The following is a 16648-nucleotide window of genomic DNA, read 5'->3' as shown; positions in this document are numbered from 1 at the left end:
CATATTCCAACCTAAGAACTAATTTTATCCAATCGTAAAACTCCACTTCTTTTAGCGCAAACTGTAATTTCATCTTCACAAACGTTAAACGTTAAATTTGCTCACCAGTAAAGCCAAACTTTCACCAAGCTTTGCCAAGGCCTCGGCAGATTGACTCACAGAACTCATTGTTGCAGCTTGCTCCTCAGAAGTTGCTGAAACTTCTTCCACCCTTGCAGCTGATTGTTCAGCAATAACTCCAATACTTTTAACAGATTCCACAGCATGAACAGCTCCGCTGGCCATTTGTTGAGCAACAGAAATAACTTCCTGGATTTGTTTGACGACAGTATTGACCTCTTCGACGATAGTTCCAAAGGAACTTCCTGCCAAATTTACAGCTTCAACACCGGCATCGACCTCATCTTTGCCTTTCTCCATCCCCTCAACAACCCGTTCCGTGTCACGTTGTATAGTTTCAATCAAAGATGCGATTTGTGTAGCAGATAAAGAAGATTGTTCCGCTAACTTTCTAACCTCGTCAGCTACCACTGCAAATCCCCTTCCATGTTCACCTGCTCGAGCCGCCTCAATGGCAGCATTTAAAGCTAATAAATTCGTTTGATCCGAAATGCCCTGAATCACATCAACAATTTGTCCAATCTCTTTCGATTGCTCGCCTAAGTGAAATACTGCCTCAGCGGTTTGGACCGAAACTTCACGAATTTGTATGATTTTTTGCACTGCATTTTCAACCTGGAGAGATCCCACATCAGCCGCTTGTGCTGCTTTCTCACTACTTTGATTAACAATCTCCGTATTGGCAGCCACCTGTTGAGCACTCGAAGACATCTGTTCGATGACAACACTAGTGTCCTTCACCGATAATGCTTGACTCGATACGCCGGTCGTAAGTTGAACCAAAGTATTGGAAACTTGCTCACTCGCAGTAGTCGCTTCTTCGGCGGCTGCCGACAATTCTTCACTCGTTGCCGCTACACTCTCAGACTGATTTAATACTTCACCGATAATTTCTCTTAGTGAGCGAACCATATCCCCCACCGCTTGTGCTAAAACGCCTATCTCATCCCGATTTTTTATCTCTGGAATACTAACCTTTAAATCACCATTGGCTACGGATTGAGCAATCATCGTGACCTTATTAAGGGGCCGACTGATGTTTCTTGCCAATAACATTGTCAGCACTATTCCGAGGATAAAAGCGACTGCAATAAAAATAATCAGAAACTTTAAGCCAGTAGCATTTGTGAGCTGGGCGTCAGCAACTGCTTGTTCTCCTCCTTTATCCATAAAATACATCTGAGCTTCCATAGCCTTAATTACTTGGTCAAAACTTTCCTTACTCTTATCGATTAAAAAAGATCGAGCCTCTTCGTCGTTATTATCTTCAATCAACTTCCAAACCTGATCGGCATCTGTTATGTAAGCATCGAATGCCTTTTTCATAGATTCATTTCTGGTTAACCCCTCGGAGCTCGTTACATATCTGCTATAGGTCGTGAAATCATTTTCCCATTTCGTTTTATTATTAAGAAAACTGAACTTAATACCTTGATAAGCCGTCGCATCGCCTCGTTCCGAAAAGCCCAATAGGAGCGTCCTCTGCATATCTTCCGTATCCTCAACGACCAGTCCTAAGGCATTAGTGGCCTTGAGCCAATGATCACCCAGATCTTGTGCGCTCTGATTAAGTCGGTAAATACCATAATACCCCACTATCCCCACAAAAAGTGTCATAATAATTACGGCTAAAAAGCTAGCTTGTAATTTAAACCTAATCCCGTAGTTGATAACCGATTTTGAATTCATCGTTTTATTTTCCATAGGCAGACACTCCATTTCAATAGTTAATCTCTTACAACAGCTTTACTCAGGGCTATATTATAATCATTGCTTTTTTCTATTTCGACAACTAAGAGCAATAACCTTCTAATTACTGCCAATTACTCAAAACTTTCTCTTCAAAATGACTAACAACTTACAATTTTTTATAGTCAGTGCAAAATTTGCAAATAAGGGGGTAATCCCCTAAAATATAAGTAGATAAGATTAAGAAGATATGCCTTGCCTGATAAAATACTTAAAAAGTAATTTTAGTTTTGAAGAAAGAAGATGAATTCTATGGAATTACTTGCTGCTCTGAAAACCAGGCGGAGTATTCGACGATTCAAAACAGATGCAGTCCCTGAGACAGCGATCAGAGAGTTGATCGAAGCGGCTCGGCTTGCCCCCTCTGGCAGTAACCTTCAGCCTACTCGCTTTGTAGTTATCAAAAGTGAAGCTGCACGTGCCCAACTGACGGAAGCATCACCGCTGCCCTTTGTCAGCCAAGCACCTGTCGTCATTGCCTGCTGTGTGGACATGGAGTCCTTCGGAGGCATGGGAACAAGAGCCCAAGAACTTAAAGAAGCTGGAGCTTTTAATGATACTCCTCTTGAAAAAATGGACCCCGATGCCTACGCCAAACGCAAACCCATGGATCCGGCAGCCGCCGAAGGCTATTTGCGGTTAAATGCCGCCATTGCTGTTGACCATCTTACATTGCGAGCTGTTGATCTTGGTCTTGGCACGTGCTGGATCATGATGTTTGATCAAGAGAAGGTTAAGAAAATCCTCGATTTGAGTGACAACTACCGTGTAGTGGCCTTAATCCCTGTTGGCTATCCTGATCAAAACCCTCAACCACGCCCGAGAATTGATTTAGAGCAACTAATCCTTAAAGAAGTATAATGTTATCAATGCCTGCTGCATGCTTCCCAAAAATCCAAAACTAATCAAAATAGACAAAGGAAGGACTTTTTTTAAAAGTCTCTTCCTTTGTTGGCATAAGGATTATCTAATTGTTTTCACACCTTATAATTTTTTATTAGAGCTAATAAATACTTGGACTTGACCTGTTCACTTGCCATCATTTGTTTAAGGGGAGGCATTTTTAAGATTGCTCCCATAATTGCTGCCATGGCGCGGTGACTGAACAAAGCCTGATTATCAAAGATGAGATTATGAAGCTGCCCTTTCTCAATACTTTGCAAAACGATACGATGAACGGAGTTGACAGGTGTTATTACCCGTTTATCCCTGTGATTAAGCTTTAAGGCCCCATGATTACAATTTCTCACACAAACACCGCATCCCAAGCAGACATTCTCATCTAATTTGACTTTTTTAAGGACTGTGCTATCGCCTATCGTTTGAGATTCAATGGACAAGGCCCCCACAGGGCAGGCTTGAACACACCTTCCACAGCCTTTGCACCGGGCTTCGTCTACCTCTGGCAGGAAATTTGTTGTATTAATGGTGTTTAAGGTTCCGAACCGTTTTATGGCCAAGAGCGCTTCACAGCAACAGCCGCAGCAATTGCATATAAAAGGTAAACCTTCTTGTTCGTTTTCTCCAATTTGGACTAAATTATGATCATAAGCCTTTTCAATTAAACTCATACATTCGGAAACGGTGATTTCTCTGGCATAACCATATTTAATCAGGCTGGCTGCAGTTCCTCCAAACGTCATACAAATCTCCAGAGGAGCATCACATGCCTTGCCAAGATGACTCATCTTATGTCTGCAATAACATGTGCCAACTCCTATATGGGAGGCTTTTTTAATTATTTCACTACTTCGTTCATAATCCAAGATATGAAGATCATTTACAGTGCTTAACGCTTGTTCATTGACAAAAATCCGGCCTAATTTCGTTTCGGTAACAAATAAATCACGAACAAAATCCTCTTCCACGTTTAAGTACTGATAAAATAGTTCGGCAAGGAGTCTTTGATTACTGTTCCCATTAAGCCGCATTAAAGAAAATTCAAAAAAGCCAGCCATTGGCGGCGGCAGTACAAAGGTTCTTACGCCTGTGGGGTCCTCAATATCCAACAATAGGGCTCTGGAGGCAAGTTCTATTAGTATTTTTTCTGTATCTTTTAAATCCATAGATAAGGCCTCACTGGCAGCTTGAACCGTGAATGGCTTTATTGGCAGCTTGGACATAATCCTAGCTTCTTTTTCGCTCATAAGAACCTTAAGAATTTTAAAAAAATACTCGGTAGGCGGTGCCCCTTGCGGAAACCGATTTAAACGTTCGCTTAATTGCTCATATCCTGATTTCAACGTTCTATGTGCCATGAATACTCTCCTCTATGTACTTTACTTAATAGTCTAGAATTAATTATAGTACAAGATGGGATATTCTTCTATAAATTTGGAGACTGTTGCCAATAAGAGATTAGAGGGTCATTTTGATCTCTTAAAGTTTGTTAACTAACGCTAATGTTTCCAGCATTATGTAATTTCTTTGCATAAATAATTGATATTACAGAGGTGAAGGCTATGGAAAAAATAGGCTTAGTATTAGAGGGCGGAGGCATGAGAGGGCTCTATACCTGTGGAGTTCTGGAATATTTTATGGAGAACGATCTCTATTTCAACTATATCATTGGCGTATCCGCCGGCGCATGCAATGCTGTTTCCTATATTTCGAAGCAGCGTGGACGTAATGAGAAGGTTATTATTAATTATGCGCAAGATTGGCGGTACATGAGTCTAAGAAATCTTCTGCTCAGCAAATCGTATTTTGGCATGGATTTCATCTTTGACGAAGTTCCTAATAAGCATGTCGCTTTTGATTTTCAAACCTTTTATAATTCTCCTTGTAATTTTTTAGTAGGTGCGACAGATTGTAAAACCGGCAAACCTGTTTATTTAACCAAAGAAGAAATTGGTGATAAGTTTCAGGCTTTAAGAGCCTCAGCTTCCCTGCCTCTTATATCTCCTATTGTGCATTATAAAGGGTACGAATTATTAGATGGCGGGATCTCAGATTCCATACCTATCCGCAAATCTATTCAGGACGGCAACTCTAAAAATGTCATCGTCTTAACAAGAAATCGGGGCTACAGGAAAAATCCGGCTAAATTCACCGGATTCCTCAAAGTAGCTTACAGAAAGTACCCTTCCTTAGTAGAAACGATGTTGAATCGCTATAAAATTTACAACGACACCCTGGATTATGTTGAGCAGCTTGAGAGTAGCGGTCAGGCTCTTGTCGTCAGGCCATCTAAAACCCTAGAGGTTGGTCGAATTGAAAAGAATCCGCAAAAGCTTCATGGATTATTGCAAAACGGGTATCTGGACACAAAAGAAGTCTACCAAAAAATCCTGGAGTTTGTTTCCTAGTCATGAGGTTGCCAACAGATTTTATCTCTACAAAAATGAACTGCGGGCTTTGAAAGCCCGCAGTTAGCATTTAAATACGATGTCATCTTTCATCATCGAAAGACAAATAGGATATATGGGATACTTATAGCTTATCGAAGGTCTTCAATTAACGCCTTGAATCCCGGCAAGGCGTTCTCAATGGTTTTATATGCAACACAATAAGCAATACGTGCATAGCCGGGGCAGCCAAAAGCAGTTCCCGGTACAATAAGAATATTCTTCTGCTTGGCCAAATTGCAGAATTCCACGTCATTGTCGAGGGGGGTTTTAATAAACAAGTAAAATGCACCTTCAGGCTTAATACATTGGTAACCGTAAGATAAAAGTCCGTTATAGAAAAGTTCACGATTTTTATTGTAGGTCTCAACATCCACTTTAGCATTCAGACATTTTGCCACAACTCTTTGGAATAGAGATGGCGCATTAACATAACCCAGGGTACGATTTGCGATATTTGCCGCTATCAGTATATTTTCAAAATCTGCTGCCTGATCGGGAATAACTAAATAGCCAATTCGTTCCCCTGGCAAAGAAAGAGACTTACTAAATGAATAGCCGATAATTGTGTTTTCGTAATACTTAGTTACATAAGGAACTTTTACATGGTCATAGGCCAATTCTCGGTAGGGTTCATCAGAAAAAAGATAAATATCGGTGCCAAATTCTTTTTGTTTTTCTCTTAAAATGTCTGCCATGTTAAGGATCGTTTCTTCGGAATAAACCACACCGGTAGGATTATTCGGTGAATTTATAATGATCACTTTAGTTTTAGGAGTAATTTTTTGCTTAAATTCCTCAAGATTTGGTTGAAAATCAAGAGTATTAGGGGAGACTACGAACAGCTGGCCCTCAAAATTATTAACATAATTTCGGTACTCTCCGAAAAATGGGGCAAAGGTAATGACTTCATCTCCAGGATTTAGTAACGTTTTAAGAATAACGTTTATACCGCCGGCTGCACCGACGGTCATCAGTATGTTCTTCTGTCCAAAGGCAGTGCCAAATTTATCATTTATTGAGTCGGCGATTGTTGCCCTAACGTCTTCATATCCGGAATTATTCATGTAGCCGTGAATTTTAGTGGTGCTTTCTGTATTTAATATTTCTAGGATTGCTTTCTTAACATCTTCCGGGGGCTCAACACTTGGATTTCCGAGGCTGAAGTCAAAAACATTTTCTGCACCGTGAATTTCCGCCAATCTCTTTCCTTCCTCAAACATTGCACGAATAATCGAGCTGCTTTGGACCTGCTCTTTCATTTTATTGGATATCATTGCCTTCAACCTTTCTAACATTTATAATTTGTCCATTATATTCTCATATCTTATTATACCACTCAACATGATACATTGTTCAACCATCCAATTTGTATACACGATGATAAATATTATACGGAAGAGTCTAATACCCTAAAGTTTTAACAGTCAAAAACTTTTCAATGTTATCCTTCATCTCTCATATGTCAAAGCTTTTCGATAACTCTAGCTCTTCCTGGGTCGCAAGAGGGGCTGCTTACATCTGTAACAAGTGATAGCTTTGTCAAATAGTAGCACTCTTCCCGCAGCATATGGTCCGGCATTAGCGGGTCTAACATTCCTAAAATTGATTTATTGAGAAGACGTTCTAAAAGTAGAGTCAGAAAATGAATAAATTGCTGAATTTGATTTGCTGCCTCATGATTAAATGTCGTTAGAACTGAAAAATCCCGCATTGCTCTTGTTAAGCCCCTGATTTCATGAGCTTTGCGATAGCTGTCTTCGAAATCTTTAGTAAAGCGTTGACTTTCGTTTCTGAGGGATGCTTCCACAACATCAAGTGAAATGGTAATCGTATCGGCATGACCAATTGCATCTAACAACCACAGTAAGTGGTAATGGGTCGGATGAAGCAAGGGAACAGTTTCCCCCTTGACTATATAACTCAGTAATGTTTGGTATTCTTCCAGTTCATTAACCATATGGCTTATCAGCGAGGGTTCTAAATTGATTCGTATTTGACCTTCCAGCTGGCGGCTGATTAAATGCAACTTAAAATCCTTTAATTGCTGTACCTTCTGCCAAATGTGGTTGTGAAAGTTATGTAATTCCCCCATACCTGTTCCCTTACGGACTAAAGCAAGAAGACTGTCAAACTCGCGAATAAAATAAAGTGCACGACTAATCTCTTCTTTTTCAGAAGGTCCCAAAGCTTTTAAAAAGAATCGGCTATGGTCGCCAAGAACTTGTAACCAAAAACAGTGCTCAAATAAAGCACGTTCAGATGATTCAGCAGTCAAGTTAAAATCCTACCTCCTTCATAGAACATCCTAATGCTATGATATTGTTTGAGGAGGAAAGTTAGACTCCCAACCTAAAAAAGGTCTAGATTGTGCTGGAACACAAACTAAACCTTTTTTAAAAGTAAGATCAAATTTTATGAACTAAAATTTTCCTTGATAAATCCAATCGTTGAATATGATCTTTGTAAGAATTTCGCGACTTCGTTAATATGTCAATCCATTCCTCTTTGGAAAACAGAGTCGCCATAAGGGATTGATTATCAAGAAGCAGTGAATATTGACTCGGATAATCTGATTCAATCACATCTAATATTCCCACGGGAGAATCCTGAACATGCTTTCGATTTTTCAAACTGCGGTAGTCCGCTAAATCATACATAAAATACCTCATAAGTTGATCGTCTTGAACTTATTATAGCACAAATTTCAGGACAAACGATGTTTAAAATCTTCATAACCAAACTGTCTGATGACTTTAATTCCTTGTTCTTCGTTGAAAAGTGCAATAGCAGGAAGATTAACGCCATTAAACATATTGTTCTTTACCATAGTATAATGGGCCATGTCACAGAAAACAAGTCTCTGACCAATTTTTAAAGGTTGTTTAAAGGAATAATCTCCAATGACATCTCCTGCTAAACAAGTATGACTTCCCAGCCTATAGGTATAAGAATATTCGCCAGGCTTCCCAGCATCAATTATATTAGGTCTGTAGGGCATCTCAAGCACATCCGGCATATGACAGGCCGCAGAGGTATCTAAAATAGCAATCTTCATGCCGTTTTCAACAATGTCAAGAACACTGGCGATAAGAAATCCGGTATTTAAGGCAACCGCTTCCCCCGGTTCAAGATAAATATCCACGCCATATTTATCTTGAAGCCACTTGATCGCTTGAATCAACCTTTCGATATCATAATCAGGTCTGGTAATGTGATGACCTCCGCCAAGATTAAGCCATTTCATAGTTTTAATATATTGTCCAAATTTCCTGTCGACCACTGGAAGTGTTCGTTCCAGGGTGTCAGAATTCTGCTCACACATTGTATGAAAATGGAGGCCTTCAATTCCTTCCAGTTCATCGGATCTAAAATTCGACAGCGTCACACCCAGCCTGGAGTTTTGATAACAAGGATTATAAATAGGGGTCTCAATCTCCGAATATTCCGGGTTAATGCGAAGACCGCAGCTAATCTTCTTATTTCCATATTGCTGCACTTTTTCTTTATATCGATTCCATTGAGAAAACGAGTTAAAAACGATATGGTCACAGTTCTCAAGGATACTGTCAAATTCCTCTTCAATGTAGGCAGGTGAATAAATATGAACTTCTTTGCCCATTTCTTCCCGCCCCAGTTTCGCTTCGTACAAAGAACTTGCTGTGACCCCTTTAAGATATTTAGCCACAAGAGGAAAAACGGAAAACATGGAAAAGCCCTTTAAAGCAAGAAGAATACGGCATCCCGTACGCTCTTGTACAGAATTCAGAATTTCCAAATTCTTTATGATCAGCCGTTCATCCACTAAGTAACAGGGCGATGGCAAGGTATTAATATCAAAGTCCATGGCAATACCTCAATCAAGGAGTGTTGGCATGAACGATTCCTGCCAGGGCAGACCACATTTATTAAGGGCTTCCATAAAGGGATCCGGATCAAATTCTTCAACATTATAGACACCGGGCTTTTTCCAAGCACCTTTGAGCATTAACATGGCCCCTATCATGGCCGGAACACCAGTCGTGTACGATATAGCTTGAGAACCGACCTCTGCATAACATTCCTGGTGGTCACAAACATTGTAAACATAATATGTCCTGGGTTTTCCGTCCTTAAGCCCTTGGATAATACAACCAATATTCGTTTTCCCTTTCGTTCTTGGCCCCAGGGATGCTGGGTCGGGAAGAACTGCTTTCAAAAATTGCAAGGGGATGATTTGTCGTCCTTCAAATTCAATAGGCTCGATAGAGGTCATACCAACATTTTCGAGGACCCGTAAATGATTAAGATAATTATCCGAAAAGGTCATCCAGAATCTGATTCGTTTTACTCCCTTAATATTTACTGCCAGGGACTCTAATTCTTCATGGTACATAAGATAAATGTTTTTGGGACCGATCTCGGGAAGATCATAAACTTGCTTCATAGAAAGCGGAGGCGTTTCTATCCAAGTGCCGTTCTCAAAGTACCTTCCATTTGCTGTGACTTCCCGAATATTTATTTCAGGGTTAAAATTCGTGGCAAAAGGATAACCATGATCACCACCGTTGGCATCAACAATATCAATGGAATGGATTTCATCGAAATAATGCTTTTGGGCATAAGCGCAAAAGACACCGGTAACTCCGGGATCAAAACCGCTTCCTAACAGCGCCGTTAACCCAGCCTGAGCGAACTTTTCTCTGTAAGCCCACTGCCATTTATATTCAAATTTTGCAATGTCCGGTGGTTCATAATTTGCCGTGTCCATATAGTCAACACCTGCTGCTAAACAAGCATCCATAATAGTCAAATCCTGATAAGGAAGCGCAAGGTTCATGACAATATCCGGCTTAAAGCTCTTGATTAGTTCAATAACCTCGTCGGTATAATCAGCATCAAGCTGTGCCGTTTGGATTTTTGTTCGGCTTCCGGATAGCTTGTTTTTAATTGCTTCACATTTCTCTAAAGTTCTGCTGGCTATACATATTTCCTCAAAAACGTCCGGATTCTGACAACATTTATGAATTGCAACACTGGCAACACCGCCAGCACCGATAATCAAAGCCTTCCCCATGTCAACAACCTCCTATCACTTTTACAGCAATGCAAATTATACCTAAACAGCGTCAATTTAGCAATAACAATCTCGAAAAATAAAGAAAAACAAGGGTAATTCTTTGAATTATCCCTTGTTTTTATACAACCAACTATTTCTATTAATTTTCGCCTACATTCTCGTCTTTATTCTTTCAATCGCTTGCAACGTATTTTCACGTGTGCCGAAAGCTGTTAAGCGAAAATATCCTTCACCGTTTGCTCCAAAGCCTGCTCCCGGCGTTCCAATGACATGAGCATTCGTCATAAGTTTATCAAAGAACTCCCACGAGCCCATCGTTTTGGGCGTCTTCATCCAGATATAGGGAGCATTGACGCCTCCGAAAACAGTATAGCCGGCGGCTTGCAATCCTTCACGAATAATCCGAGCGTTTTCCATATAGTAATTAATTGTCTCCTTAATCTGCCGTTGGCCTTCTTCCGAGAAAACAGCTGCAGCAGCCGCTTGGACCGGATAGGAAACACCATTGAACTTGGTAGTTTGTCTCCTTAGCCAAAGTTGATTAAGACTGTACGCTTCACCTTTGGAATCATAAACTTTTACATCCTTTGGGACAATGGTATAGGCACAGCGAGTACCTGTAAAACCAGCCGTCTTGGAAAAACTGCGAAACTCAACGGCAACTTCTCGTGCGCCTTCGATCTCAAAGATACTGTGGGGAACTCCTTCTTCTCGAATATAACCTTCATAGGCAGCATCAAATAAAAGGATCGAACGATTTTCGCGCGCGTAGTTCACCCATTGTTTCAGGTCGTCTTTAGACAGAGTCATTCCGGTGGGGTTATTAGGAAAACAAAGATAGATCATATCTACTCTTGTCTTGGGAAGGGAAGGTTTCATACCATTTGCTTCCGTACAGGGAAGATAGACAATTTTACCATACTGTCCCTTATCACTGTCATACATTCCTGTGCGCCCAGCCATGACGTTGCTGTCTACATAAACAGGGTAAACAGGATCGGTCACAGCCATAATATTATTAACTCCAAAAAGTTCTTGGAAATTTGCCGTATCGCTTTTAGCACCATCGCTAATAAAAACTTCATCAACGGAAAGATCCACTCCGCGGGGAGTAAAGTCATGCTCAATAATTTTTTTAATCAAGAACTCATACCCTTGCTCTGGCCCATAACCCCGAAACGTTTCTGCCTTTCCCATCTCTTCAACGCCCTTGTGCATTGCCTCAATAACAGCAGGCGGTAAAGGACGGGTTACATCACCAATGCCTAAACGAATAATATCCGCTTGCGGATTGGTGGCTTTGAATTGATTAATTCTGCGAGCAATTTCAGAAAACAGATAACTCCCGGGTAACTTTAAATAATTTTCATTGACAAGTGCCATATGTATTCAAACTCCTTTATTTAATCCTCTTGCATGTTACAAATTATATTTATTGATTGGAAATTTTGCAACTCTATTAGTTAAGTATACAATGCTCAAACAGTTTATAATATGTTCTTTGTATGTTCCCGCTCTTATTATAGTATTCATAAGTAATGGGCACTCCCACCTGTAAAAGTGGGAGCTTACAATTGGGTAAATTGCCCAAAAACTCTTGGTTTACTATTCTTCCGTCGATAGTTCGATAACATCCTCCTTTGATTCTGCTTGACAGCAAGTTCCGCTGGAATCACACTCACCTGGTTTTTCAAGGCCCCAAAAGATAAATGTCAATAGGATCACTGCAACAGCCAATTCATAGATAATAATGCCCCCAATCAATATAGGCATGTTATTCGAATCCTTTTTACATTGGCATGAGCAGCTCGCTTCCTTTTCAGTCATAGCCATAGCCTCCCAACTGTTGATACACTTAACTATAGAATATTCCAATTTATTCCACGAGGAGCATGACTCCTTTAATACCTATAAAATTTAAATAATGTCAAAGCTTAAAAGTCATTTAGGGAAATTAGTGAACCATGAGTGGATTTTAACTATAAACTCGAGATTTGACGATATAGGTTCAAAAATTTTTCCCCAAGTACACAACAAATACGTAAACTATTATGCGTTTGGAACATAAAGTGTAGGAGGTTAATTGATAATGATTATCTTTTAAATAAGGAGGCAGAAATTTAATGTGTGGCATTGTTGGTTGGATTGATTGGAAACGTGATTTATCATCTCAGCAAGAAGTTCTTGGAAGTATGACTCAGACTCTTACTCCCCGAGGTCCTGATGCAGAAGGGTACTGGTTCTCACCACGAGCTGCCCTCGGACATCGACGTCTGATTGTTGTTGATCCTGAAGGCGGACTGCAGCCGATGAGTCGCCAGCGCGGAGAACATACTTATACCCTCATTTATAATGGTGAGCTCTACAATACGCAAGATGTTCGCTCAGAACTTCAAAGTCTCGGCTATCATTTTGATGGCCATTCGGACACAGAGGTTGTCCTTGTCTCTTACTTAGAATGGGGCCCCTCCTGTGTTGAGCGTCTCAATGGAATTTTTGCCTTTGGCATTTGGGACAGTAAATCTCAGCATTTGTTTGCGGCTAGAGACAGAATGGGAGTAAAACCTCTTTTCTACAGTGAACAAAACGGCTATTTGCTGTTTGCTTCAGAAATTAAAGCCATACTCAAACATCCGGAAATCTCCCCTTTAATTGGAAAAAATGGGTTAGCGGAAGTTTTTCTTATTGGTCCTGCCCGCACTCCAGGCAACGGTGTCTTTGAGGGGATTTCTGAATTAAGACCCGGACATAGCATGATTTATTCTAACAACGGTTTAAAAATTTATCAATATTGGGCTTTGCCCAATAACATTCATACTGATGATCTTGGCCAGACTTCAACGAAGATCCGAAACCTCTTTCTCGATACTGTCCAGCGGCAACTGGTATCGGATGTACCGATCGGCACTCTGCTTTCGGGCGGACTGGACTCTAGCGCTATTACCGCCATTGCCGCTAATACGATGGCATATCAAGGAAAAGGCCCCTTACCTACCTTTTCGGTTGATTACGCTGATAATGATAAATATTTCAAGCCCAACGATTTTCAGCCCGGAGCGGACGGTCCATGGATAAAACGAATGTCGGAAGCCTTCTCCACTCAACACACAAATTGCACCTTCTCGATTCCTGACCTCGTTGAAGCTCTCAAAATAGCCGCATCGGCACGTGACCTTCCAGGCATGGCAGATGTTGATTCTTCACTCTTTCTCTTTTCCCGAGAAATCAAAAAGCATGTAACTGTCGGGCTCTCCGGAGAATGTGCGGATGAGGTGTTCGGAGGCTACCCCTGGTTTCATCGCCCGGACTCCCTTGCTGCAGAGACCTTTCCCTGGGCACTTCATGTCGAAAATCGATTACAGGTCCTTTCACCCGAATTAATAGAATTTCTTCAGCCCTATGACTATATTCGCGAACGATATGAAGAAGCTTTAGCTGAGATCCCTAAGCTTCCAGGCAACGCACCGGTTCACCAAGACAGCAGAACCGTAAAGGAACGTCAACGCGAGGCTCGCAGCCGAGAAATTTCCTATTTAACTCTCACTCGTTTTATGCCCACTCTCCTTGATCGCAAAGATCGAATGACTATGGCTACAGGTCTGGAAGTAAGAGTGCCTTTCTGTGATCATCGCATCGTTGAATATGCTTGGAATATTCCTTGGGAGATGAAGGCCTTGGAAGGCCGGGAAAAAGGACTCCTGCGTCATGCTCTAACCGGCGTTCTTCCTGAAGATGTCCTTTGGCGCCGCAAAAGCCCGTATCCGAAAACACATCACCCCGCATATCTGCAGTCGGTGCGCAGTTGGCTGAATGAAATTGTTGCCGATCCTTCTTCTCCACTGCTGCCTCTTATTAATCTTCCTGCTCTTAAAGACCTAATGAAGCTTTCAGATACACTACCCTCAGGGCGCCCGTGGTTTGGTCAATTAATGGATATCCCACAACTTTTCGCCTTTTTAATTCAAGTTAATTTTTGGCTTAAGGAAAAAGAAATCCAAATTCTTTAGTGAATTAACCGTCACAAAGGCCTGCAACATACTTGCAGGCCCTCATTATAGTTCATCAAAATTGTTTGTTTCATCCTCTTTGGGTTCCGGAGGTTGCTTTTTGGTGACCTTAACTTTCGTTATACGGAAACCATTGACTTCAAGAACTTCAAAGAGAAAGCCATCAAAATATACCACGTCGCCTTTCAAAGGCTTACGTCCTAAGCGGGAAAAGACGTAACCGCCGATGGTAGATACAGTTTCTTCTTCAAGCTGAATTTCCAGCAATTCCGATACTTCTTCCATAAGAACACGGCCATTAAGAATGTATTCCTGATCACTAAGCTTTTCAACAGGAGGCTGCTCCAATTCAAATTCATCGTAAATTTCGCCAACGAGTTCCTCCAGCATATCTTCAATGGTTACAAGTCCCGCAGTGCCGCCAAATTCATCAACGACCACAGCCATATGAGTTCTTTGGCTTCGCATGGCTTGAACTAAATGTGAAATTGGCATTCCTTCCGGAACAACAAGTATGTCTCGTTTAATCTTCGTAATATCCTTTTCTTCAGATTGTTCCTGAAGCCAGAAGATATCTCGCATATGTACTAACCCAAGAACATGGTCTTTGTCCCCATCGCAGAGCAAATAACGAGTATGGCCATATTTCTTGATAAGCTCAAGACTCTCGGCAAAGGTATCCTGAAGAAAAATACAGACCATGTCCTGGCGAGGAATCATAACTTCACTGGCAATTCGGTCTGAAAATTCGAAGACATTATCGAGAAGCTTACCTTCCATTTTATCCAAATAGCCATGTCGTTGACTGGCATCTACTAACATGCGCAGTTCTTCTTCACTATGGACTAGATCCTGTTCATTAGCCGGTTGAATACCCAGGAGACGTAGGACAAAGTTCGCAAGACTATTAAGAGTCCAAATCACCGGATAAAAAACGCGATAAAATCCTTTTAATAAACCGGCCGTTGCCAGAGCCGTTCCTTCATCTCTCTGTATGGCCATTGACTTTGGAACAAGTTCGCCAAGCACAATATGCACACAAGTAATCAATAAAAAGGCAATAATTACGGAGATGGTTTCAGTATAAAGCCTCTCCCATCTTCCCAGCCCACTGAACAATGGTTCGATAAGTGCTGAAACAGCTGGTTCGCCCAACCAGCCCAGGCCCAGAGAAGCCAGGGTAATACCCAGCTGACTCGCCGATAGATAAGCGTCAAGTTTTGAAGTGACTTCTAAAGCCGTCTGAGCACGATGGGAACCGTTTTCAGCCAGCTCGGCCAAACGGGTTTTTCGGACTTTAACCATCGAGAACTCGGCAGCTACAAAAATACCGTTTATTAAAACTAAAACAAAAGCAAATAAAACCTTAAAAAGGCTCCAAAGCAGACCTTCTATGACGCTCCCCTGATTATGGAGTGTTCTCTCGAACACAACCTAACCTTTTCCTTTCCTAATATTTCTATAGAGAACCCCGTAATTTTTTCTTAAAACACTTATTCAACTTAGTGATTATATTACAATTATATATGATACATTATGACTTGTAAAAAAGGACATCTTTACTAAAAATAAGATGTCCTTCTTTAGGCTGTTTACTTTTTTAATCCGGCAACATATTCAGAAACTGCTTGAATATCAGCAACGCTTAAAGAACTTCCAAAACCAGGCATTGATCCTTTTCCATTTCGTATAGTATTGGAAACTTCATTCTGTGACCTTGTTTCCGTATTTAAGGCTCGCGCTGAACCACCTGCTCCAGCGGGGCCATGACAAGCGGCACAATTCTTGTCATAAATATCTTTCCCCGTGGAAGTTGGTGTCGATGATGGTGGTGTTGGAGCAGATGTTGTATTTGAATTTGTTGATGATGATTTTGATACTGATTGCCGAACCTGTGTATTCTTATCTGTTGGATTTGTGGGAACCGTTGGTTTCGTCGCACAGCCGGCACCTATGACCATAATTCCTAGGAGCAAGCAAATAATCTTGAAATTCTTCAAAACTGTTCCCTCCCTATGTTGATGGTTAAATAAAATGCAGTTAGTCGACAAGATTTAAATTTAGTAATTCCCCTTGCAGAATTACTACATACTGTTAGATTTTTCTTCGCTTAAATTGTTGTTATTTTCAACTAATCAACTTTTCCTGTCTTGAGTATTAGTAACTGTTGTGATATGCTATAGAAAATTAATCCATTTTAGGTGCCCTTAGGGGAGAATAGGGAAGTTCGGAATAAAAAACGACGCGGACCCACCACTGTATTCGATGAGCCTCGCTGACCACTGGCTTATGCTGGGAAGGCTGCGAACCGGCAATGATTCGAGAGCCAGGAGACCTGCCTAAAATGTTGACGGCTTCCCTATATT

14 protein-coding genes and 1 riboswitch are annotated in these 16648 nt (G+C 41.0%); of the genes, 3 read left to right on the top strand and 11 right to left on the bottom strand.

The window, feature by feature from the left end; translation table 11 throughout:
- Positions 1 to 84: 84 nt before the first annotated feature.
- Positions 85 to 1824, bottom strand: coding sequence for a methyl-accepting chemotaxis protein (locus ACPUYX_RS06285; protein ID WP_426378849.1), 1740 nt, complete (start codon positions 1822 to 1824; stop codon positions 85 to 87).
- 297 nt (positions 1825 to 2121) lie between these two features.
- Here ACPUYX_RS06285 and ACPUYX_RS06280 point away from each other — a divergent pair, with 297 nt between their 5' ends.
- Positions 2122 to 2730, top strand: a complete 609-nt coding sequence (locus ACPUYX_RS06280; protein ID WP_426378848.1) for a nitroreductase family protein — start codon at positions 2122 to 2124, stop codon at positions 2728 to 2730.
- Positions 2731 to 2846: 116 nt separating this feature from the next.
- On the opposite strand, the gene ACPUYX_RS06275 is transcribed toward ACPUYX_RS06280, so the two are convergent.
- On the bottom strand, positions 2847 to 4127 hold the full coding sequence (locus ACPUYX_RS06275) for a 4Fe-4S dicluster domain-containing protein (protein ID WP_426378847.1): 1281 nt from the start codon (positions 4125 to 4127) through the stop codon (positions 2847 to 2849).
- Positions 4128 to 4331: 204 nt separating this feature from the next.
- On the opposite strand from ACPUYX_RS06275, the gene ACPUYX_RS06270 reads away from it, so the two are divergent.
- Positions 4332 to 5177 carry a patatin-like phospholipase family protein gene (locus ACPUYX_RS06270; protein ID WP_426378846.1) on the top strand — a complete coding sequence of 282 codons (846 nt, stop codon included), beginning with the start codon at positions 4332 to 4334 and terminating at the stop codon, positions 5175 to 5177.
- 131 nt (positions 5178 to 5308) lie between these two features.
- On the opposite strand, the gene ACPUYX_RS06265 is transcribed toward ACPUYX_RS06270, so the two are convergent.
- From ACPUYX_RS06265 to ACPUYX_RS06235, 7 genes are all read right to left on the bottom strand, one after another.
- Positions 5309 to 6493 (bottom strand): pyridoxal phosphate-dependent aminotransferase, encoded by a 1185-nt coding sequence (locus ACPUYX_RS06265; protein ID WP_426378917.1) that lies wholly within the window; start codon positions 6491 to 6493, stop codon positions 5309 to 5311.
- A 188-nt stretch (positions 6494 to 6681) separates the two neighbouring features.
- On the bottom strand, positions 6682 to 7494 hold the full coding sequence (locus ACPUYX_RS06260) for a DUF2935 domain-containing protein (protein ID WP_426378845.1): 813 nt from the start codon (positions 7492 to 7494) through the stop codon (positions 6682 to 6684).
- A gap of 130 nt (positions 7495 to 7624) precedes the next feature.
- Positions 7625 to 7876: a hypothetical protein gene (locus ACPUYX_RS06255; protein ID WP_426378844.1), complete on the bottom strand. Its 252-nt coding sequence runs from the start codon at positions 7874 to 7876 to the stop codon at positions 7625 to 7627.
- Positions 7877 to 7923: 47 nt separating this feature from the next.
- Positions 7924 to 9063: a carboxynorspermidine decarboxylase gene (gene nspC / locus ACPUYX_RS06250; protein ID WP_426378843.1), complete on the bottom strand. Its 1140-nt coding sequence runs from the start codon at positions 9061 to 9063 to the stop codon at positions 7924 to 7926.
- A gap of 9 nt (positions 9064 to 9072) precedes the next feature.
- Positions 9073 to 10272 (bottom strand): saccharopine dehydrogenase family protein, encoded by a 1200-nt coding sequence (locus tag ACPUYX_RS06245; RefSeq protein WP_426378842.1) that lies wholly within the window; start codon positions 10270 to 10272, stop codon positions 9073 to 9075.
- A 153-nt stretch (positions 10273 to 10425) separates the two neighbouring features.
- Positions 10426 to 11658, bottom strand: a complete 1233-nt coding sequence (locus ACPUYX_RS06240) for an LL-diaminopimelate aminotransferase (RefSeq protein ID WP_426378841.1) — start codon at positions 11656 to 11658, stop codon at positions 10426 to 10428.
- Positions 11659 to 11880: 222 nt separating this feature from the next.
- Positions 11881 to 12102 (bottom strand): hypothetical protein, encoded by a 222-nt coding sequence (locus tag ACPUYX_RS06235; protein WP_426378840.1) that lies wholly within the window; start codon positions 12100 to 12102, stop codon positions 11881 to 11883.
- A 296-nt stretch (positions 12103 to 12398) separates the two neighbouring features.
- Here ACPUYX_RS06235 and asnB point away from each other — a divergent pair, with 296 nt between their 5' ends.
- A complete protein-coding gene (asnB, locus tag ACPUYX_RS06230) occupies positions 12399 to 14282 on the top strand; it encodes an asparagine synthase (glutamine-hydrolyzing) (protein ID WP_426378839.1) in 1884 nt (627 codons plus the stop codon).
- A gap of 45 nt (positions 14283 to 14327) precedes the next feature.
- Here the strand turns inward: asnB and ACPUYX_RS06225 are convergent, their stop codons facing one another.
- A complete protein-coding gene (locus tag ACPUYX_RS06225; RefSeq protein ID WP_426378916.1) occupies positions 14328 to 15587 on the bottom strand; it encodes a hemolysin family protein in 1260 nt (419 codons plus the stop codon).
- 287 nt (positions 15588 to 15874) lie between these two features.
- A complete protein-coding gene (locus ACPUYX_RS06220) occupies positions 15875 to 16282 on the bottom strand; it encodes a c-type cytochrome (protein WP_426378838.1) in 408 nt (135 codons plus the stop codon).
- 182 nt (positions 16283 to 16464) lie between these two features.
- A riboswitch (cobalamin riboswitch) is annotated at positions 16465 to 16639 on the top strand.
- Positions 16640 to 16648: the final 9 nt, after the last annotated feature.

It is taken from the genome of Desulfosporosinus sp. SYSU MS00001 (assembly GCF_049943955.1).
Classification (GTDB): domain Bacteria; phylum Bacillota; class Desulfitobacteriia; order Desulfitobacteriales; family Desulfitobacteriaceae; genus Desulfosporosinus.
The sequence above is the reverse complement of the archived record's forward strand: the minus strand, read 5'-3'. Positions and strand labels throughout refer to the sequence as shown.

Excerpts from the sequence above, each read along its gene's own strand:
- ACPUYX_RS06240 (WP_426378841.1), bottom strand. The coding sequence starts at position 11,658 with ATGGCACTTGTCAATGAAAATTATTTAAAGTTACCCGGGAGTTATCTG.
- ACPUYX_RS06255 (WP_426378844.1), bottom strand. The coding sequence starts at position 7,876 with ATGTATGATTTAGCGGACTACCGCAGTTTGAAAAATCGAAAGCATGTT.
- nspC (WP_426378843.1), bottom strand. The coding sequence starts at position 9,063 with ATGGACTTTGATATTAATACCTTGCCATCGCCCTGTTACTTAGTGGAT.
- ACPUYX_RS06280 (WP_426378848.1), top strand. The coding sequence starts at position 2,122 with ATGGAATTACTTGCTGCTCTGAAAACCAGGCGGAGTATTCGACGATTC.
- ACPUYX_RS06265 (WP_426378917.1), bottom strand. The coding sequence starts at position 6,493 with ATGATATCCAATAAAATGAAAGAGCAGGTCCAAAGCAGCTCGATTATT.
- ACPUYX_RS06275 (WP_426378847.1), bottom strand. The coding sequence starts at position 4,127 with ATGGCACATAGAACGTTGAAATCAGGATATGAGCAATTAAGCGAACGT.
- ACPUYX_RS06235 (WP_426378840.1), bottom strand. The coding sequence starts at position 12,102 with ATGACTGAAAAGGAAGCGAGCTGCTCATGCCAATGTAAAAAGGATTCG.
- ACPUYX_RS06285 (WP_426378849.1), bottom strand. The coding sequence starts at position 1,824 with ATGGAAAATAAAACGATGAATTCAAAATCGGTTATCAACTACGGGATT.
- ACPUYX_RS06225 (WP_426378916.1), bottom strand. The coding sequence starts at position 15,587 with ATGGTTAAAGTCCGAAAAACCCGTTTGGCCGAGCTGGCTGAAAACGGT.
- ACPUYX_RS06245 (WP_426378842.1), bottom strand. The coding sequence starts at position 10,272 with ATGGGGAAGGCTTTGATTATCGGTGCTGGCGGTGTTGCCAGTGTTGCA.
- asnB (WP_426378839.1), top strand. The coding sequence starts at position 12,399 with ATGTGTGGCATTGTTGGTTGGATTGATTGGAAACGTGATTTATCATCT.
- ACPUYX_RS06270 (WP_426378846.1), top strand. The coding sequence starts at position 4,332 with ATGGAAAAAATAGGCTTAGTATTAGAGGGCGGAGGCATGAGAGGGCTC.